Source organism: Streptomyces sp. cg35 (assembly GCF_050410835.1).
Taxonomy (GTDB): domain Bacteria; phylum Actinomycetota; class Actinomycetes; order Streptomycetales; family Streptomycetaceae; genus Streptomyces.
Window position 1 is genome coordinate 6,761,714 of sequence record NZ_CP191268.1, and the last position, 18,386, is coordinate 6,780,099.

At 71.4% G+C, this 18,386-nt stretch carries 24 protein-coding genes; 20 read left to right on the forward strand and 4 right to left on the reverse strand.

What is annotated here, in order from left to right:
• Position 1 precedes the first annotated feature (1 nt).
• The 5 genes from sufC to ACQUQD_RS30870 all read left to right on the forward strand — a co-directional run bounded on the left by sufC (position 2) and on the right by ACQUQD_RS30870 (position 4,371).
• Entirely contained in the window at positions 2-766 is a 765-nt protein-coding gene (gene sufC / locus ACQUQD_RS30850) for a Fe-S cluster assembly ATPase SufC (RefSeq protein ID WP_428955431.1), read from the forward strand.
• On the forward strand, positions 763-2,019 hold the full coding sequence (locus ACQUQD_RS30855; RefSeq protein ID WP_428955432.1) for a cysteine desulfurase: 1,257 nt from the start codon (positions 763-765) through the stop codon (positions 2,017-2,019). The genes sufC and ACQUQD_RS30855 overlap by 4 nt, the downstream gene beginning before the upstream one ends.
• A 12-nt stretch (positions 2,020-2,031) precedes the next feature.
• Positions 2,032-2,490, forward strand: coding sequence for a Fe-S cluster assembly sulfur transfer protein SufU (gene sufU, locus ACQUQD_RS30860; RefSeq protein ID WP_428955433.1), 459 nt, complete (start codon positions 2,032-2,034; stop codon positions 2,488-2,490).
• Entirely contained in the window at positions 2,487-2,825 is a 339-nt protein-coding gene (locus ACQUQD_RS30865; protein WP_161303015.1) for a metal-sulfur cluster assembly factor, read from the forward strand. The genes sufU and ACQUQD_RS30865 overlap by 4 nt, the downstream gene beginning before the upstream one ends.
• Before the next feature lie 154 nt (positions 2,826-2,979).
• Entirely contained in the window at positions 2,980-4,371 is a 1,392-nt protein-coding gene (locus ACQUQD_RS30870; protein ID WP_428955434.1) for a hypothetical protein, read from the forward strand.
• A gap of 306 nt (positions 4,372-4,677) precedes the next feature.
• Here ACQUQD_RS30870 and ACQUQD_RS30875 read toward each other — a convergent pair whose 3' ends face one another.
• On the reverse strand, positions 4,678-4,812 hold the full coding sequence (locus ACQUQD_RS30875) for a hypothetical protein (RefSeq protein ID WP_428955435.1): 135 nt from the start codon (positions 4,810-4,812) through the stop codon (positions 4,678-4,680).
• Between ACQUQD_RS30875 and ACQUQD_RS30880 the strand changes: the two genes are divergently transcribed.
• From ACQUQD_RS30880 to ACQUQD_RS30905, 6 genes are all read left to right on the forward strand, one after another.
• Entirely contained in the window at positions 4,811-5,176 is a 366-nt protein-coding gene (locus ACQUQD_RS30880; RefSeq protein ID WP_428955436.1) for a VOC family protein, read from the forward strand. The genes ACQUQD_RS30875 and ACQUQD_RS30880 overlap by 2 nt on opposite strands.
• A gap of 61 nt (positions 5,177-5,237) precedes the next feature.
• Positions 5,238-5,558: a DMT family transporter gene (locus tag ACQUQD_RS30885; protein ID WP_428955437.1), complete on the forward strand. Its 321-nt coding sequence runs from the start codon at positions 5,238-5,240 to the stop codon at positions 5,556-5,558.
• Positions 5,558-6,100, forward strand: a complete 543-nt coding sequence (locus ACQUQD_RS30890; protein WP_428955438.1) for a TetR/AcrR family transcriptional regulator — start codon at positions 5,558-5,560, stop codon at positions 6,098-6,100. The genes ACQUQD_RS30885 and ACQUQD_RS30890 overlap by 1 nt, the downstream gene beginning before the upstream one ends.
• Before the next feature lie 263 nt (positions 6,101-6,363).
• Complete coding sequence (dapD, locus tag ACQUQD_RS30895) at positions 6,364-7,356, forward strand: 2,3,4,5-tetrahydropyridine-2,6-dicarboxylate N-succinyltransferase (protein ID WP_428955439.1); 993 nt, start codon at positions 6,364-6,366, stop codon at positions 7,354-7,356.
• 167 nt (positions 7,357-7,523) lie between these two features.
• The gene (locus ACQUQD_RS30900; RefSeq protein ID WP_428955440.1) at positions 7,524-8,099 is read left to right on the forward strand and encodes a SigE family RNA polymerase sigma factor; all 576 of its coding nucleotides are present in this window, start codon (positions 7,524-7,526) and stop codon (positions 8,097-8,099) included.
• A complete protein-coding gene (locus ACQUQD_RS30905) occupies positions 8,096-9,313 on the forward strand; it encodes a WD40 repeat domain-containing protein (RefSeq protein WP_428955441.1) in 1,218 nt (405 codons plus the stop codon). The genes ACQUQD_RS30900 and ACQUQD_RS30905 overlap by 4 nt, the downstream gene beginning before the upstream one ends.
• Here ACQUQD_RS30905 and dapA read toward each other — a convergent pair.
• Positions 9,300-10,202: a 4-hydroxy-tetrahydrodipicolinate synthase gene (dapA, locus tag ACQUQD_RS30910; protein ID WP_428955442.1), complete on the reverse strand. Its 903-nt coding sequence runs from the start codon at positions 10,200-10,202 to the stop codon at positions 9,300-9,302. The two genes, ACQUQD_RS30905 and dapA, sit on opposite strands and share 14 nt — an antisense overlap.
• Before the next feature lie 213 nt (positions 10,203-10,415).
• Here dapA and ACQUQD_RS30915 point away from each other — a divergent pair, with 213 nt between their 5' ends.
• The 8 genes from ACQUQD_RS30915 to ACQUQD_RS30950 all read left to right on the forward strand — a co-directional run bounded on the left by ACQUQD_RS30915 (position 10,416) and on the right by ACQUQD_RS30950 (position 14,198).
• Entirely contained in the window at positions 10,416-10,706 is a 291-nt protein-coding gene (locus ACQUQD_RS30915; RefSeq protein WP_428955443.1) for a hypothetical protein, read from the forward strand.
• Entirely contained in the window at positions 10,703-10,855 is a 153-nt protein-coding gene (locus tag ACQUQD_RS30920; RefSeq protein ID WP_428955444.1) for a hypothetical protein, read from the forward strand. Before ACQUQD_RS30915 ends, ACQUQD_RS30920 begins: the two co-directional genes overlap by 4 nt.
• A complete protein-coding gene (locus tag ACQUQD_RS30925) occupies positions 10,852-11,529 on the forward strand; it encodes a hypothetical protein (RefSeq protein ID WP_428955445.1) in 678 nt (225 codons plus the stop codon). Before ACQUQD_RS30920 ends, ACQUQD_RS30925 begins: the two co-directional genes overlap by 4 nt.
• 64 nt (positions 11,530-11,593) lie before the next feature.
• The gene (locus ACQUQD_RS30930) at positions 11,594-11,881 is read left to right on the forward strand and encodes an SDR family NAD(P)-dependent oxidoreductase (protein WP_428957704.1); all 288 of its coding nucleotides are present in this window, start codon (positions 11,594-11,596) and stop codon (positions 11,879-11,881) included.
• On the forward strand, positions 11,857-12,054 hold the full coding sequence (locus tag ACQUQD_RS30935) for an SDR family NAD(P)-dependent oxidoreductase (protein ID WP_428955446.1): 198 nt from the start codon (positions 11,857-11,859) through the stop codon (positions 12,052-12,054). The genes ACQUQD_RS30930 and ACQUQD_RS30935 overlap by 25 nt, the downstream gene beginning before the upstream one ends.
• Before the next feature lie 86 nt (positions 12,055-12,140).
• Positions 12,141-12,710 (forward strand): hypothetical protein, encoded by a 570-nt coding sequence (locus tag ACQUQD_RS30940; RefSeq protein WP_428955447.1) that lies wholly within the window; start codon positions 12,141-12,143, stop codon positions 12,708-12,710.
• 70 nt (positions 12,711-12,780) lie between these two features.
• A complete protein-coding gene (locus tag ACQUQD_RS30945) occupies positions 12,781-13,443 on the forward strand; it encodes an ArsR/SmtB family transcription factor (protein ID WP_428955448.1) in 663 nt (220 codons plus the stop codon).
• Positions 13,440-14,198: an SRPBCC family protein gene (locus ACQUQD_RS30950; RefSeq protein ID WP_428955449.1), complete on the forward strand. Its 759-nt coding sequence runs from the start codon at positions 13,440-13,442 to the stop codon at positions 14,196-14,198. Before ACQUQD_RS30945 ends, ACQUQD_RS30950 begins: the two co-directional genes overlap by 4 nt.
• A 3-nt stretch (positions 14,199-14,201) precedes the next feature.
• On the opposite strand, the gene ACQUQD_RS30955 is transcribed toward ACQUQD_RS30950, so the two are convergent.
• Positions 14,202-16,052: an endonuclease/exonuclease/phosphatase family protein gene (locus ACQUQD_RS30955; protein WP_428955450.1), complete on the reverse strand. Its 1,851-nt coding sequence runs from the start codon at positions 16,050-16,052 to the stop codon at positions 14,202-14,204.
• Between the two features lie 221 nt (positions 16,053-16,273).
• On the opposite strand from ACQUQD_RS30955, the gene ACQUQD_RS30960 reads away from it, so the two are divergent.
• Positions 16,274-17,701: a hypothetical protein gene (locus ACQUQD_RS30960; protein ID WP_428955451.1), complete on the forward strand. Its 1,428-nt coding sequence runs from the start codon at positions 16,274-16,276 to the stop codon at positions 17,699-17,701.
• A gap of 222 nt (positions 17,702-17,923) precedes the next feature.
• Here the strand turns inward: ACQUQD_RS30960 and ACQUQD_RS30965 are convergent, their stop codons facing one another.
• Positions 17,924-18,370 (reverse strand): hypothetical protein, encoded by a 447-nt coding sequence (locus ACQUQD_RS30965; protein ID WP_428955452.1) that lies wholly within the window; start codon positions 18,368-18,370, stop codon positions 17,924-17,926.
• Positions 18,371-18,386: the final 16 nt, after the last annotated feature.

Here is an 18,386-nt window from a genome sequence, read left to right on the forward strand (position 1 = left end):
CATGGCAACGCTTGAAATCCGAGACCTGCACGTCACCGTCGAGGCCGACAACGCCACGAAGGAGATCCTCAAGGGCGTCGACCTCACCGTGAAGCAGGGCGAGACGCACGCCATCATGGGCCCGAACGGCTCCGGCAAGTCGACCCTCGCCTACTCCCTCGCGGGTCACCCGAAGTACACGATCACCTCCGGCACCGTCACGCTCGACGGCGAGGACGTCCTGGAGATGTCCGTCGACGAGCGCGCCCGCGCCGGCCTCTTCCTCGCCATGCAGTACCCGGTCGAGGTCCCCGGCGTCTCCGTGTCGAACTTCCTGCGCACCTCGGCCACGGCCGTGCGCGGCGAGGCCCCCAAGCTGCGCACCTGGGTGAAGGAGGTCAAGGAGGCCATGGAGAAGCTCTCCATGGACCCGTCCTTCGCCGAGCGCAACGTGAACGAGGGCTTCTCCGGCGGTGAGAAGAAGCGCCACGAGATCCTCCAGCTGGAGCTCCTCAAGCCGAAGATCGCGATCCTCGACGAGACCGACTCCGGCCTGGACGTCGACGCGCTGCGCATCGTCTCCGAGGGCATCAACCGCGTCCGTGAGAACGGCGAGGTCGGCACCCTCCTGGTGACCCACTACACGCGCATCCTGCGCTACATCAAGCCCGACCACGTGCACGTCTTCGCGGGCGGCCGCATCGTCGAGTCCGGCGGCGCCGAGCTCGCCGACCAGCTCGAGGCCGAGGGCTACGACAAGTACGTGAAGGGTGGCGCATCCGCGTGACACAGCTGCCGGGCCTCCTCGACACCGAGGCGATCCGCAAGGACTTCCCGATCCTCGACCGGGTGCTCCACGACGGCAAGAAGCTCGTGTACCTGGACAACGCGGCGACCTCGCAGACGCCGCGCCAGGTCCTCGACGTGCTCAGTGAGTACTACGAGCAGCACAACGCCAACGTCCACCGCGGCGTGCACGTGCTGGCCGAGGAGGCCACGGCGCTGTACGAGGGCGCGCGCGACAAGGTCGCCGCGTTCATCAACGCGCCGAGCCGCGACGAGGTCATCTTCACGAAGAACGCCTCGGAGTCGCTCAACCTCGTCGCCAACATGCTGGGCTGGGCCGACGAGCCGTACAAGGTCGATCACGAGACCGAGATCGTCATCACGGAGATGGAGCACCACTCCAACATCGTTCCGTGGCAGCTGCTGTCGCAGCGCACCGGCGCGAAGCTGAAGTGGTTCGGCCTGACCGACGACGGCCGCCTCGACCTGAGCAACATCGACGAGACCATCACCGAGAAGACGAAGATCGTCTCCTTCGTGCTGGTGTCGAACATCCTGGGCACCCACAACCCGGTCGAGGCCATCGTGCGCCGCGCCCAGGAGGTCGGCGCCCTGGTCCTGATCGACGCCTCCCAGGCCGCCCCGCACATGCCGCTCGACGTGCAGGCGCTGCAGGCCGACTTCGTGGCCTTCACCGGCCACAAGATGTGCGGCCCGACCGGCATCGGCGTCCTGTGGGGCCGGCAGGAGCTCCTGGAGGACCTCCCGCCGTTCCTCGGCGGTGGCGAGATGATCGAGACCGTCTCGATGCACTCCTCCACCTACGCTCCCGCGCCGCACAAGTTCGAGGCGGGTACGCCGCCGATCTCGCAGGCCATCGGCCTCGGGGCGGCGATCGACTACCTGAACGCGATCGGCATGGAGAACGTCCACCGGCACGAGCAGGTGCTCACCGAGTACGCGGTGAAGCGGCTCCAGGAAGTCCCGGACCTGAAGATCATCGGCCCGGCCACGGCCGAGGACCGGGGCGCCGCGATCTCCTTCACGCTCGGTGACATCCACCCGCACGACGTGGGCCAGGTCCTCGACGAGCAGGGCATCGCGGTCCGGGTCGGCCACCACTGCGCGCGGCCCGTCTGCCTGCGGTACGGAATTCCTGCGACCACGCGAGCGTCGTTCTATCTGTACTCCACGCCCGGCGAGATCGACGCGCTGGTCGACGGCCTGGAGCACGTACGGAACTTCTTCGGGTAGAGGGCTGGGACTGTGAAGCTGGATTCCATGTACCAGGAAGTCATCCTGGACCACTACAAGCATCCGCACGGGCGCGGTCTGCGGGACGGCGACGCCGAGGTGCACCACGTCAACCCGACGTGCGGCGACGAGATCACGCTGCGCGTGAAGTACGACGGCGAGAAGATCGAGGACGTCAGCTACGAGGGCCAGGGCTGCTCCATCAGCCAGGCCTCGGCCTCCGTGCTGAACGACCTGCTCGTCGGCAAGGAGCTGTCGGACGCGCGGCGGATCCAGGAGACCTTCCTGGAGCTGATGCAGTCCAAGGGGCAGATCGAGCCGGACGACTCGATGGAGGAGCTCCTGGAGGACGCGGTCGCGTTCGCCGGGGTCTCCAAGTATCCGGCGCGAGTGAAGTGCGCCCTCCTGAGCTGGATGGCGTGGAAGGACGCGACGGCCCAGGCCTTCGCGGAGGAGGCGAAGACCGCATGAGCGACAACACGGCAGTGGAGATGAAGCCGGCCTCCGAGGAGGAGGTCCGCGAGGCGCTGTACGACGTCGTCGACCCCGAGCTGGGCATCGACGTCGTGAACCTCGGTCTCATCTACGGCATCCACATCGACGACGCGAACATCGCGACGATCGACATGACGCTGACGTCCGCGGCCTGCCCGCTGACCGACGTCATCGAGGACCAGGCCAAGTCCGCCACCGACGGCATCGTCAACGAGCTGCGGATCAACTGGGTCTGGATGCCGCCGTGGGGCCCGGACAAGATCACGGACGAGGGGCGCGAGCAGCTGCGGGCGCTCGGCTTCAACGTCTGACCTGTGCTGATGGAGCGGCCCCGGCGGGTATTCCGCCGGGGCCGTTCGGCGTCCTGGACCCGCGGAGTTCGACTCCCGTACGCATGATCGATACGTGGTGTTGGTGTGCGGAGCGGAACCTTCCCGTCGACATCACGTCGACGAAGGGCTCCCAGTGCCGCACCATTCTCCGCGCTCGCGCCGCACGGCCGTCGCCGCCGCCGGCGGTCTGCTCACGCTGGCTGTCGTCAGCGGCAACTTCCCGGCGGGCGCGGCCAGTTCGGCCACCCCGACGATCAAGCTGTCGGCCGCCTACCTGAGCGGCGCCGTCGGCGGCGTCGGCGACCCGACGGTCACCGTGAGCGTCGCGCAGAGCGGGGCCGACGCCTCCGCCCTCACCGTCAGCGCGTCGGCCAGCAGCAAGACGTCCGTCGCGCAGACCGGCGACGTGACCGTCAGCGGGACCGGCGCGACCCGCACCGTCTCCGTCGCCGCGCGCGGCCAGGGCTACACCGACCTGACGCTGAAGGTGACCGGCACCGGCGGCGCCACGGCGACGACCAAGCTGCATTACGCGGCCTCCGGGTCCGTACAGAACCCGTCCGGCACCCGGTACTTCACGGGCTCCAGCGACGCGTCCGCCGCCGTCGAGGTGGGCGGCGGCTATGTCGTCGTCGCGGACGACGAGTCCAACGTGCTGCGCCTGTACGACGGTTCGGCCTCCGGAGCCCCGGTGAAGACCTGGGACATGTCCGCCAAGGTCGGCGCCGACAAGGAGATCGACATCGAGGGCGCCACCCGCGTCGGCGACCTCATCTACTGGACCGGCTCGCTCGGCAACAACAAGGACGGCGAGTACAAGGCCGACCGCAACACCGTCTTCACGACCTCGGTGAGCGGCAGCGGGGCCGCCACCCAGCTGACGTACGCGCACTCCTACAAGAAGCTGCGCGACCAGCTCGTGGCGTGGGACGAGGCGAACGGGGACCGGTACGGGTTCGCCGCCGGGACCGAGGACGGGCAGGTGCCCAAGCAGATCGACGGGTTCAACGTCGAGGGGCTCGAGTTCGCGCCCGGGTCGACCACGACCGCGTACCTCGGTTTCCGCGCGCCCCTCGTGCCGCCGAAGGACGGGGGCAAGGGACTGATCGTGCCCGTCACCAACTTCGACAAGGTGCTGGCGAGCGGTGCGGCCCCGGTGTTCGGCACGCCCATCGAGCTCGACCTGGGCGGGCTCGCCGTGCGCGACATCCGCAAGAACTCCGCGAACCAGTACCTGGTCCTGGCCGGCAGCTGGGCCGCCGACGACAACTCCGACCCCTACGCCCTCTACCAGTGGGACGGCGTCGCGGGACACGCGCCCGTCAAGCGCGCCGACCTGCCGACGAGCGACCCGGGCGGCTGGGAGTCGGTCGTCTCCGTGCCGGACCTGTCGCAGTCCGGGCAGCGCGCGCAGCTGATCACCGACAACGGCTCCGCCGACCTGTACGGCGACGGCACCGAGGCCAAGGACCTCGACCACGACGAGTGGAAGAAGGCGCGGGCGGCCTGGTTCACGGTGTCGTAGCGCGGGCCACGGGCGGTGCCGCAGGGCGCCGTCCACGGATTCGTACGGGATTCCCAGACGTCCCCCAGGGTGCCTCAGTGGTGAGCGCGAGCCCGGCCGGGTGCGTGTCTGTGATCCCGTACGGCCCGTCTTCGTCGTGGGGTGTCTCCACGGGCTGGGTCTGGACGCGGGCGGCGTGGAGCGGTCGGTCAGTGATTGACGCTGCATCAGATCCACTTGCACGAGGCGGTGTTGGGGGAGTGGCTCGCCTCGCGCGGCTACGAACCGGCCGGCGTCGTGCGGCCCGACCCCGGCGGAACTCGCCCGCTACCGGCAGGTGGCCGCGCTGCGCCGGGCCGCGTGCCTGAAGCGCGGGATGGTCGACCGGACGATGCGGCCGCGGGAGCGCGGCCCCGTGGGCGACCTGCGGCAGGCGACCTGACGGGTGAGACTGGCGGACATGACCGTCTCCCTGTACCAAGTCACCGTCAACTCCCGCGACGCCGCCGCCCTCGCCCGCTTCTGGTGCCAGGTCCTCGACTGGCAGGTGCTCTACGAGGACGACGACGAGGTCGTGATCGGGCGCGACGCCGCCGCGCTGCCCGGGATGTGCTTCGTCACGGTGCCCGAGCGCAAGAGCGGCCAGAACCGGTTGCACATCGACCTCTCCCCGGACGACCGGGACGCCGAGGTCGAGCGGATCATCGCGCTCGGCGCGCGCCGGGCCGACGTGGGGCAGGGCGACGACGTGACCTGGGTCGTCCTCGCGGACCCGGAGGGCAACGAGTTCTGCGTGCTGCGGCCGAAGAAGACCCTGCTGGACTGAGTCAGGGCGAGCCCGGGCGCGTTGTGTACGGGCGTACGCAACGATGCGTACACTCGTACACATGGGATACGTACTGCTCGCCGGCGCCATCGCCGCCGAAGTGGGGGCCACCACGGCCATGAAGTACAGCGAGGGGTTCAGCAGGCTCTGGCCCTCGCTGATCACCGTCGCCGGGTACGTGATCGCGTTCGCGCTGCTCGCCCAGACGCTGAAGACCGTGCAGATCGGCACCGCGTACGCGATCTGGGCGGGCACCGGCACGGCCGTCATCGCCGCGATCGGCATGATCTTCCTCGGGGAGGGGCTGACCCTCGCCAAGGTCGGCGGCATCGTGCTCGTCATCGGCGGCGTCGTGCTCCTGAACCTCGGCGGGGCGCACTGATGCCGCGCCGCTACGACCCCGAGCGGCGCCAGCGGATCATCGACGCCGCGATCCGGGTGGTGGGAGAGAAGGGGATCGCGGGGCTCAGCCACCGCACCGCCGCCGCCGAGGCCGATGTCCCGCTGGGCTCGACGACGTACCACTTCGCCACGCTCGACGAGCTGCTGGTGGCCGCGCTGCGGCAGGCCAACGAGGGGTTCGCGAAGGTCGTCGCCGCGCACGGCGCCTTCCGCGACCCGGGCGTCGACCTCGCCGACGAGTTGGCCGGAGTGCTCGGCGAGTGGCTCGCCGGGGACCGGGTCGGCGTGGAGCTGGAGTACGAGCTGTACCTGGCCGCGCTGCGCCGCCCCGCGCTGCGGCCGGTCGCCGCCGCGTGGTGCCAGGAGCTGGCCGACGTACTGGCCGACCGGACCGACCCCGTCACCGCGCGGGCCCTGGTCGCGCTGATGGACGGGATCTCGCTTCAGGTGCTGCTCACGGGCGGGGAGTACGACGCGGACTACACACGGGAGATGCTGGCGCGGCTGATCCCGGCCGCGTGAGGTTCCGTGGCGGGCCCGGTGGCTGATCGTCAAGGACCACAAGGAGTCGTTCGACTTCCTGGGTGCCGACGACACCCCCGACCGGCCCGACCGGCCGTGGCAGGCCGGAGACATCATGTTCCAGAACGCGCTCCTGGCCAGCGGGGTCGTCGACCACCAGGGGGACCGCCCCTGACGTGCGGCGGCGGGGGCGGCGCCCGGCACCTGAGACGCCACCCCCGCTGGTTCGCTCGAACAGGGGCCCGCCGATTAAGTTGGCCCCCATGACCGACACGACCCTTGCTTCCCGCTCCACCGGCGCCGTCGCCGCCGGCCTCGCCACCGTCACCGCCGACGGCACCGTTCTCGACACCTGGTTCCCCGCGCCCGAGCTCGTCGCCGAGCCCGGCCCGGCCGGGTCCGAGAAGCTCTCCGCCGACCAGGCCGTCGAGCTGCTCGGCGAGGGTGCCGCCAAGGCGATCGGCCCGGACGCCCGCCGCGGCGTCGAGATCGTGGCCGTGCGCACGGTCATCGCCTCGCTCGACGACAAGCCGCTGGACGCGCACGACGTGTACCTGCGTCTGCACCTGCTCAGCCACCGCCTGGTCAAGCCGCACGGCGTGAACCTGGACGGCCAGTTCGGCTTCCTCGCCAACGTCGCCTGGACCTCGCTCGGCCCGGTCGCCGTCGACGACGTCGAGAAGGTCCGCCTGAACGCCCGAGCCGAGGGACTGCACCTCCAGGTCACCTCGATCGACAAGTTCCCGCGCATGACCGACTACGTCGCCCCCAAGGGCGTCCGCATCGCCGACGCCGACCGCGTCCGCCTCGGCGCGCACCTCGCCGAGGGCACCACGGTCATGCACGAGGGCTTCGTGAACTTCAACGCCGGCACGCTCGGCACGTCGATGGTCGAGGGCCGCATCTCCGCCGGCGTCGTCGTCGGCGACGGCTCGGACATCGGCGGCGGCGCCTCCACCATGGGCACCCTGTCCGGCGGCGGCAACGTCCGCATCGTCATCGGCGAGCGCTGCCTCGTCGGCGCCGAGGCGGGCGTCGGCATCGCGCTCGGCGACGAGTGCGTGGTCGAGGCCGGCCTCTACGTCACCGCGGGCACGCGCGTCACGATGCCCGACGGCCAGGTCGTCAAGGCCCGCGAGCTGTCCGGCGCCTCGAACATCCTCTTCCGCCGCAATTCGGTGACCGGCACCGTCGAGGCCCGCCCGAACAACGCGGTGTGGGGCGGCCTCAACGAGGTGCTCCACAGCCACAACTGATCCACCGCACGTCAGCAGCAGGCGCGAGCGGCCCGCGCCGGGGTGTCCCGGCGCGGGCCGCTCTGTCGTCGGGGGAAGATTTTTTCGCCGGGGTGGCATAGCGGGGGCCCGCCGGACGCGTCAGCAAGGGCAGAGGCATGACAACGGGCGGGGAAAAGAAGGTGGCGATGGATGCGGCACGCGGTGAACGCGGCGAGAGTGCGGACGGTTTCCGGGATTTCGTGGCGAACCGGTCCACGGTGCTGTTGAAGACGGCGGTGCTGCTGTGCGGCGGCGACCGGCACGCGGGTGAGGACCTGCTGCAGAACGCGCTGATCAAGGTCGCCGGCCGGTGGAACCGGGTGGAGGACCCCGAGGCGTACGTCCGGCAGGTCCTCTACCGGCAGCAGGTCAGCCGGTGGCGGCTGAAATGGCCGAGGAGAGAGGTGAGTTACGGGGAGGTGCCGGACGAGGCCGGCGCCGACGCCGGGACGTCCTCCGCCGAGCTGCGCATCGTCATGCGCGCCGCGCTCGCCCGGCTCACCGCACGCCAGCGCACCGTGCTCGTGCTGCGCTACTTCGAGGACCTGCCCGAGGCCGACGTGGCCCGTCTTCTCGGTGTCTCGGTGGGCACGGTGCGCTCCACCACCCACCGCTCCCTGGCCAGGCTGCGCGGCCTCGCGCCCGAGCTGGGTGCGCTCGGCCCGGCCGATGCCGAGCAGCCGCCGTCCCGTGACTACGCGCCGGTGGAGGTGCGCCCGTGAACGTCGACGAAGTACTCAAGGAGGCACTCGGCGAGCAGGCCGCCGAGGTTGGACCCGCGCCCGCGGACCTGGCCGACCGGGTGTTCGTGACGCGGCGCAGGCGCCGGGTCCGCACCGTGGCGGCCGCGACCGTGGCCGTCGCCGCGGTGGCCGCCACCGTCGTGGCCGTACCGCGGATCGGCGGCGGCGAGGACGTGCGGCCCGCGGACGTGATCGGCCCCGCCGACGTCGTCGCGCACCCGGACCAGTCGCCGCCGAAGGACGCGATCGCGGCGGGGCGGACGGCGCTGGCGTCGTTCGTCACGTACAAGTCGGTGAAGTTCGCCGACGGCGACGGCAGGTTGACGCGTACGTACGGGGTCATCGACCCCACGACCAAGACGTACCGGAAGACGACCCGGTGGTCCTGGCTGACCGTCGCCCCGGGGCTGCGCACCGCCGCGGTCCTGGAGAAGGAACTGCCCGCGAAGCGGGTCGGGATCCTCGACCTGGCCAGCAACAAGGTGGAGCGCTGGATCCCGGTGGAACAGGGGGCCGCCGGGGTCCAGTTCTCGCCGGACGGCAGCAGGCTCGTCGCGACCACGTACGAGAAGGACCCGGACCACCTGTACAAGGACCGGCCGATGAACGACGGCAGCGGTCCGGACGAGCCGAGCCCTGGGCACCCGTCCCGGACCGGTTTCTCCGTCATCGACGTGGCGAGCGGGAAGGGGAAGTGGGCCCCGGCGCCGCACGAGGGCGACGAGTTCAACGCGCGGGAGGACTTCGAGTTCGCACCCGGCGGCAAGCTGCTCGCCGTGTCGGCGCCGATGCAGCCCGGCCCGCAGTTCTACGACTTCCAGGGCAACAAGGTGGCCACACCCCAGAACCTGCGGGGCTGGGAGATGATCTCCGAAGCGGGGGTCTCGCCCAACGGCAGGCTCGCGGGCGGCGACTTCGCGGGCGAGGGGGGCGAGATCGCCGTCGCCGTGAACGACGCGCGGACCGGCAGGCGCGTCGACAAGCTGCCCGCGCAGCAGCTGCTCGCGTGGGCCGACGACAAGCGGCTCATCGCCTGGGGCTGCGACCCCAAGAGGTGCGGCGGGAAGGGCGAGTTCCACAACCAGCTGCTCCTGGTCACTCTGGGCAGCGACAAGGTCGTCGCGCTCAGCGACTTCCGCAAGGCCTCCGCGGCCTACCCGGGCCGCTGGACACCGCAGTTCACGACCCGCTGATCAGTTCCCCGTACGCCGTGAGCAGCCCGTCGGTCACGTCCTGGCCGGCGGGCCGCAGCGGTGCCCGCACGAAGGCGTTGCCCGGGAGGCCGAGCGCGGCGAGGAGCGCCTTCGCCGTGACCGCGCCGGGCAGGCCGGCGTTCATCATCAACTCCGTGAGGGGGACGGTGCGTTGCTGACGGCGGGCGGCCCCGGCCGTGTCGCCCGCGTCGTACGCGTCGACGATCGCCCGGAAGGCGGCGGGCACGACGTTCGCCACGGTCGAGACGTAGCCCGCGCCGCCGAGCGCGTACAGCGCGAGGACGTACTCGTCGCAGCCCGTGTAGTAGGCCAGATCTGTCTCCCGCATGACCTTCTGGGTGCCGAGCAGGTCGTACGCGCAGTCCTTCACGGCGACGATCCGGGGGTGCTCCGCGAGTCGCAGCATCGTCTCCGGCTCGATGCGGGTGCCGGTGCGGCCGGGGATGTCGTACAGCATCACCGGCAGGTCCGTGGCGTCCGCCAGCGCGCGGAAGTGTGCCTCGACGGCGTCCTGCGGCGGTCGGCTGTAGTACGGCGTGGCGGCCAACAGGCCGTCGGCACCGGCTTGTTGAGCCTGGTGCGCGAGGGCCAGGGTGTGCGTGGTGTCGGCCGTGCCGACGCCGGTGAGGACGGCCGCCCGCCCGTCGGCCGCCTCGCGCACCGCGCGCACCAGGTCCGCCTTCTCGGCGTCCGTCGTCGTGGGGGACTCGCCGGTCGTGCCGGACAGCACGAGCCCCTCGCAGCCCTCGGTGACGAGCCGGTCGGCCAGCTTCCGCGCGGCCTCCAGGTCGAGGGCGCCGGTCTCGGTGAAGGGCGTGACCATGGCGCACAGGGCGCGGCCGAAGGGCGGAGGGGCGAAATGCGTCATGAGAGCAGTGTCGGCCGCCCTTCCGTGAAGCTCCACTTAAATCTGCTACGAGGTAGGGCGGAGCTCTGCTGAAGGTTACGGGTGACGAGGGCCCTGTTTCGGACGTTCTCGGTGAGTTTTTGGCCGATAGGCGGTCTTCAGGTGGCGCGTCCGGAATCCGATGAACTGCACAGAAGATGTTGGCCAGTTCATAAGGGGTTCCTGGTGCGAGACGTGGCGATGGCCCTGGCCATGCCCGTGCTGATGTGCGCGAGCGGGATCTATGCGGTGGGCGAGACGTGGTGGCGTCGCAGGCACCCGGCGCCGGCGCCGTACTCACAGGCGGGGTTGTGCCGTGCGGGGGAGCGGGCGGTCGCGGTGGCCGAGGCGCTGGTTGCCGACCAGTACGCGCTGCTCGTCGCCGACGCGGAAGGCGCTGGTGCCAAAACGCCCGGCATGCGCCACCATGAGAAGCCGGTGGCCGAGGACCGGGTCGCCGAAGGCCGTCCAGGGGAGGCAGCATGAGGCTCGGCAAAGCACTCGCCACCGGAATAGCCGAAGAAGCGCCGCGCGAGGTCGCGGAGCCCGAAGTCGACGTACAGCGGCCTGAGTTGAAGACCGAAGCCGTCGTCGACACAAGCCCGGAGCCCGTCGAGGTCCCGGCCGTCCGATGAGGCCCCGGCTCCCCGAGGAACGTCCGGCGGAGCCACCCACCGGATACAAGATCGCCCACCCCGTACTCGACGCGGACGGCGAGCGCGCCGGTTTCGTGGGCGTCTCCCTCGGTGCGGCCGCGCCCTACCGTGTGCTCGACGAGGCGCGCTGCGTCTACGGGCGCCGGCACCGCGCCCCGCACCGGCGCTGCGACTGCGGATTCCACTGCGTGCACGAGCGCCGCGTCGCCGAGGGCCTGCTGCTCCAGGCCGAGCACCGCAAGGCCGTGCTCCTCAAGGTCTCCGTCCTCGGTGCCTACATCCGCTTCGAGCGCGGATTCCGGTACGAGCGGCAGCGGGTGCGCACCGCGACCGTCGGCCCGTGTCCCTGCGGGGCGGCGGCCTCGGTACTGGCCGACGCGGGGTGGGGCCGCGACGGGCGACGGGCCCTGGAGGCGGCCTGTGGCGGCTGTGTGGGAGGACGGGCTCGCTGGACCCTCGCGACGTTCGCGCGGCTCGCGGGGGACGGGCTGCAGGTGCCGGCCCTGCCGGGCGCCCTGACGGCCGGCGAGACCCCCGGCGTACCGGAACTCGTCGCGGAGGCGGCCCTGCTGCAGGCCCGGCTCGACTGGTTCCAGGGGCAGTTGGGGCGGCTCGGCAAGGCGATGGGCGGGGGTGAGCCGGGGATGCACTGAGCGGGCTCTGCGATGAACGGAGCAGCGGGTCGCGCTGATCACCGGCTCGTCGTCCGGCATCGGCATCGGCGCCGCCGTCGCCCGCCGGTTCGCCGCCGACGGGCTGAAGGCCGTCGTCAACTCGGCCCGTTCGGTGGCCGCGGGCAAGGAACTCGCGGCCGAACTGCCCGACGCCGTCCACCTCCAGGCGGACGTGTCGGTGGAAGAGGAGGCGAGGGCCCTGGTGCAGGGGGCCGTCGACGCGTACGGACGGCTCGACATCCTCGTCAACTGCGCGGGCGCCACCGAATCATCCCGCACGACGACCTGGCGGCGGCGAGCCCCGAGGTGTGGCGGCGCCTGGACGACCTGAACGTCATCGGGGTCCGGCAGACGATCACCGCCGCCGTGCCGCACCTGAAGGCGAGCGGCGCGGGCGCGGCGGTCACGATCTCCTCCCAGGCGGGCGTTCTCGCCGACGGCAGTTCCAGCCTGTACGCCGTCTCCAAGGCGGCCGTGAACCACGGTGGCGGGCACCTGCTCTGATCCGCCGGGCGGGCCTTGACCTCAAGCACGGTCGAGCGCTGAGCCTGGGAGGCGTGGATCACCCGCCGCGCCTCCTGGAGGAAGCCATGACCGCGCACCCGACGCACCCGGACACCGAGCTCGCCTTCGTCTCCACCTGGGACGTGGGCGGGCCCGAGCGGCAGCGCGCCACGATCGACGCCGTCGAGCACGCCTGGCGGTCCCGGCCGTGGCCGCACGCCGGCCTGCTGTCCTACAGCGTCCACGAGAGCGTCGACGGGACGACCCTGATGCACCGCTCGCAGTGGCGGGACCTCGCCGCGTACGAGGACTTCTTCCACGGCGCGGGAGACAGCAGGGCCAACGGGCGCGACGACCGCAACGCCGAGATCGACGCCGCGGTCCCCGGCATCCGACGGCTCGCGCTCCACAAGACCCGCCTGGTGCGCAGCAGTTGGGGACCCGCACGAGGGCGCGAGCCGGGCGTCGTCGCGCTCACCGTCCACGAGCGCGAGCCCGCGCCCGTCGAGGGGCCCGGACTGGTCGCCGTACATCTGCACCGCACCCTCGACGGGTCCGCGTACCTGACCTGCGCCGAGTGGGAGCAGGGGCGGGACGCCGGGGAGGGGGACCGCTATCGGCCCGCGCTGCGGCTGACCCCCGCCGACACCCGCTGACCTCGGCGGGGCCCCGACCGAACATTTCCCTCGCCTGGACAAAAAAAGTTTTCGGTGGGACGGTGGAGTCATGTTGGACGTCACCGTCATCGAGGATCCGGCCGCCGCCGCGGTCTCGCTCGACCCGACAAGGGCCCGGCTGCTCGCCGAGCTCGCCGAGGGGCCCGCGTCCGCGGCGATGCTGGCGCCCAAGGTCGGCCTGCCGCGGCAGAAGGTGAACTATCACCTGAAGGCGCTGGAGAAGCACGGCCTGGTCGAACTGGCCGGTGAGCGGCGCAAGGGCAATGTCACCGAGCGGCTGATGCGCGCGAGCGCGGCCTCCTACGTGATCTCGCCCGGCGCGCTGGGCGCCGTGCAGCCCGACCCGGACCGGGCCCGCGACCAGCTCTCCGCGCACTGGCTCCTCGCGCTCGCCGCCCGCCTCGTACGGGACGTGGGCGCACTGCTCACCGGCGCGGCGCGGGCCAGGAAGCGGCTGGCGACGTTCGCGCTCGACGGCGAGGTGCGGTTCGCCTCCGCTGCCGACCGGGCGGCGTTCGTGACCGAGCTGACGCAGGGAGTCGACGCGCTGATCCGCAAGTACCACGCGGCCGACGCCGTGGCGGGCCGCGACCACCGCCTGGTGATCGCCCTGCACCCGAAGGTCAAGGACGGGACCGAGCCCCGGCCCCGAAGCGAACCCCGAATCCAACCACCCACCGACAACAGTGAACTGACGGAGCGACAGCCATGAGTGACGAGAAGCGGAACGACGCCGGGAAAGAGTTCGAGATCCCCCGCGAGTTCGAGGTCGGGGCCTCGCCCGAGCAGGTCTGGGACGCCGTCACCGCCCACTCGGGCGGCTGGCTGTGGCCCATGGAGTACGAGCCCAAGGAGGGCGGCGCCGGCCCCTTCAACTCGGTGCTCACCGTGTGGGACCCGCCGCACCGGCTCACCGTCCGCTCCGAGGACCCGGCGGCGCTGCCCCCGTTCCAGACGCTCAACGAGCTCGACTACACGATCGAGGCCCGCGACGGCGGCTCCCGCTCCTGGGTCCGCTACGTCCACAGCGGGATCTTCGTCGACAACTGGGACGAGTACTACGACGGCGCCGACAAGCACACCGACTTCTATCTGCACACCCTGCGCCAGTACGTCACGTACTTCGCGGGCCGCCCGGCCGCCTTCGCCACCCTCGACGGTCCTGCCACCTCGGTGGGCAAGGACGCGCTCGCCGCGGTCGGCCGCGCGCTGAACCTGCCCGACGACGCCGCGGCCGGCACCCGCATCCGCGTCCAGGGCCCGGACGGCCGGACCCTGGACACTGTCCTCGACTACCGCAACGACTGGTTCATCGGCCTGCGCACCGACACCGCGCTGTACCGCATCTTCGGCCGCGGCCGCTGGGGCGCCCCCGTCGGCATCAGCGTCCACGACTTCGCGCCGGACGCCGACGCCGCGCAGAACGAGGCCGACTGGAGCGCCTGGCTCGTCTCGGTGTTCGGCTGACCGCTACGGGCGCAGGCGCAGCACCTGCGGGTCGTGGTCGCTGATCTGGTCGTGGAACTCGCTGTTGATGTGCACGCTGTCGTACGCGAACGCGCCCTTCCAGCGGATCGAGGGGCTGACCAGGATCTGGTCGAGGACCTGGCTGTTGCCCTGGTAGTCGTACGTGTAGCGCTCGCCGCGCGGCAGCGACTTGATCGCCGACCAGAGCGCTCCGCCGTCCTCCAGGCGCTGCGCCGTACCCGAGAACTCGAAGTCGTTGATGTCGCCGAGCGCGATGACGTCCGCGTCCTTCTGGACCTTCAGGATGTCCTTCACGAAGGAGTTCACGGACGTCGCCTGCGCGTGGCGCTGTATCTCCGAGCTGCGCGTCGGCGGCTGGTACTGCGAGGTCAGGGCCTGGTCGCCGCCCTTCGACGCGAAGTGGTTGGCGATGACGAAGACGGTCTTCCCGCGGAAGGTGAACTCGCCCGCAAGGGGCTTGCGGCTGGTCTTCCACGCCTCGTTCGCCGGGTCGATCCGGCCGGGCGAGGCGGTCAGCGCGGCCCGGCCGTGCTCGCGGGTCACGCCCACGGCCGTCGTCGCGTCGCCGCCCGCGCGGTCCGTGAACGACACCCGCTCGGGGTTGAACAGGAACACCTGGCGGATGTTGCCGCCGGGCTCGCCGCCGTCCTGGTCGTCGACCGGGTCGATCGAGCGCCAGTCGTAGCGCGGGCCGCCCGCCGCCACGATCGCGTCGATCAGCTTGTCCACCGTCACGTCGGCGGCGACGGTGCCGTCGTCCTTCGCGCCGTTGTTGTCCTGGATCTCCTCCAGGGACACGATGTCGGGCGACTGGAGGTGGTCGACGATCGCCGCCGCGTGCTCCTCGAACGTGGCGTCGCCCGGGTCGAGGTTCTCCACGTTGTACGTCGCCACGGCCAGCTCGCCCGACTTCTGCTTCCGGGTCGTCTCACGCGCGAGCCCCGACTGCTTCAGCGTGCCCAACTCCCGCGCCACCAGCGTGTATCCGCCGTACTGGGTGAAGTCGAGCGGGCCCTCGGTGGTGCCGGACAGGACATCGCCGACATCGGCGGCCGGGAAGTCGGCGACCGCGCCGAGCGACTGGATCTGCAGCCGTCCGGTGTTCTGCGACGTGTACGACCCGTAGCGCGTGCCGCCCCGCGGTGTCGCGTTCTCGTGCGGCTCGACCGTGACCCACAGCTCCGCGTAGGCGTCGCTGGCGGTGACGACCCGCGAGGAGCCGATCCGTACGTTCTGGCCCTCCAGGGACTCGTAGTAGTCGAGGGCGTACTTCTTCGGCCGCAGCGTCAGGCCGTTGACCGAGCCGTTCGCCGCCGCGTCGCCCGCGGGCGTGTAGGCGGACGGCACCGACTTCGCGCTGATCGTCGTCACCGGTACCGGGTTGCCGGACGACACCACGGTCACCGTCGGCTTCGTGATCTCGGTGAGCGACTGATTGCCGGACGAGGCGCCGCCGGGCACGTACTCGGACACCGTGCCCGAGACCGTCACCGCGTCACCGGTCTTCACGGTCGGAGTGGAACTCGTGAAGACGAAGACGCCCTCACTGGTGGCCGGGTCGTCGTCGGGGGCCGTGTCCTGGAACCAGAACCCCTTCGACGAGCCGTACGTTCTGACCCCGGTCACCACACCGGCCACGTCCGTGACCTGCTGACCGGCGAGCGGGGACGTCCGGGTGGTGCCCTGGATGTCATGGATGGCGACCGTCGCCGCGTGCGCGGGGGCCGTGACGACGACGGCGGACGTGGCGCAGCACGCGGTCGTGACGGCGAGTGCGGCGAGACGGGAGCGGGAGAACGGCGAGCGCGAGGACCGCGCGGACTTGCTCGGCAAGGGATCCCTCCGGGGACGTGCGTGTGGCGAGCGCCGGGACGAGGGTGGCTTCCTACAGCTTTCTACGCGCGTCAATCTCTTTCCTGGGCCCGGGAGTTGTCAAGGTTTCGCGGATGTCTCCCGGGCGACGGAAACCTGACGGGTACATGAACCGGGCAGCAAAGGGTCAAATCCGTCTAGGCTGAGCGGTCGCAACGTACGCCCCTGAGGAGAACCAGCCGATGTCAGACAGCTCCCCCCTGCCGCCGGTCCGGCTGCCCGCCGAAGCGGAGCTGGCGCGGGACGCCCTCGCCACCCCCCTCCTGTCGCGCGCGGTGCAGCTCGCCCGCTGGGCCGGCCCCGACACCCGGGTCGGCGCCGGCGGCGAACTCGTCGAGGAGCAGCTGCCCGCCGCCGCGGCCGAACTCGGCCTGACCGACGACGAGGACGGCGCCGCGTACGCGAGCGAGGCCTGGCGCATCGCCGTCGACACCGGTCTGCTGGAGATCGTGGACGAGGAGGAGGGCACCGTCACCGTCGGCGAGGAGCTCGGCACCCTCACCTCCGGCGCCCCCGCGGACGTGCTCGGCCTGTGGCTCGGCGCGCTCGAGACGGTGCTCGCCGACGCGAGCGTGCCCGACCTCGACGACCTCGTGGACGCCATGGAGGAGGGCGGCGAGATCGACTTCTCGCAGCTCGACTGGGACCCCGAGGAGGAGGCCGAGTTCCTGGAGGGCGTGCTCGGCAACCTGTATCTGCTCACCGTCACCGAGGGCGGCGCCGGGGACGGCCCCGTCCCGCTGCCCGCGCTCGCCGCGTCGATGATCGTGCCCGACGACATGGGCGAGCCCACCGACGACGTCCTGGAGCAGGTGTCGGACGCGATGATGCGGCTCGACGACCAGTTCCGGCTGCTCGACCCGGTCGGCCTCGTGGAGTTCCAGCCCGTCGACGAGGCGCTCATGGCCGACGCCGACGAACCGGTGGCCGAGCCCGTCGACGAGTCCGACGTCTCCCGGTACGGCATGGTGCGGCTCACCCCGCTCGGCCTGTACGGGATCCGGGCGCGGATGCTGGAGGCGGGCGTGGACGCCCCGGCCGTCGGCGACCTCGCCGACAAGGGCGCGGACACGCTCCTCGACGGCACCTCCGCGTTCCCGCAGGCGGCCGCGCAGGCCGAGATCGAGCAGTGGCTCGCGCGGCGTGAACCGCTGGGCGCGGCACGGGAGTTGCTCGCCGCCGCCCGCGGCACCGACACCGGGGCGCCGCTGCGCAGGCTCCGCTGCCAGCAGGCGCTCTCCCTGGTCGGCACCGAGGCCGAGCCCGCGCTCCGCGAGGTCCTCGACGACGCCGAACTGGGCGGTCTCGCCCGCGTCTGGCTCGCCGAGCACGGCGCGGCGGACGTGCCCGCGCCCTCGGAGGACCTGGTCTTCTGGCTGACCGTCGACACGATCGCCGCGCAGCTTTCGCTGGAGGGCAACTCCGACGAACTGCAGGCGCTGGTCGAGGGGCTCGCCGCGCAGCACAGTGGGTTCTTCTCGGCGGCGTGGCGGGTGGACCACCCGGCCACGGCCGACGTCCTGGAGGCGATGGGCCGCCTCCACCCGGACAAGAAGGTGGCCAAGGAGGCCCGCAAGGCGGCCTTTAAGGCTCGGTCGGCGGCGCAGTAGCGTCTGCGGGGCCGGTCCCCGGCGGGCGGGTGCGGGTCCGGTGGGGCTTCTCGCACAGTTCCCCGCGCCCCTGAGATGCGCACTTCGTGCGGCATCTCATCCTTGAGGAGAGCGGCGGAGCCGCATGTCTTCAGGGGCGCGGGGAACTGCGCGATCGGCCCCCACCGGGCCGCGCCCGCCGGACGACCAGCACCCGGCAGACGCGGCAGCGCAGCGGTGCGGCTAGCAGAGATACCGCGTCGTGTGCTTGAAGGACGATGTCGCCCCGTCGAAGCCATAGGTCCCCCGATACGCCGGAGGATTCTGGTACTCGCCGACCACGGTGATCGTGTTGGCGCACGAACCCTGACCGGAGCGCTTCGCGTCGAGCCGGAACGTGTCGCCGATGAAGCCGCCCGTGATGTCCCACGGGGCGCCGCAGATACCGGACGTGATCTGGCCGCCGGTCACCACGTAGGGGTGCGTGTTCGGATTGATCCTCGCGGTGATGGCGAAGGTGATCGCGCCGTTGTTGAGTTCCAGCTTGCAGTCGACCGACACGGCCTCCGCGGACACGTCCCGCTGCGCGGCGAACGCCTCGTCGCGCGTCTTGACCTCCGCGCCCTGCGGGTTGTGGAAGCGGTGCTCGGCGCGGGACTGGCCCTTCTGCTTGCGTGCCTGAGTGGTCATGGACCGACCTCCCTTC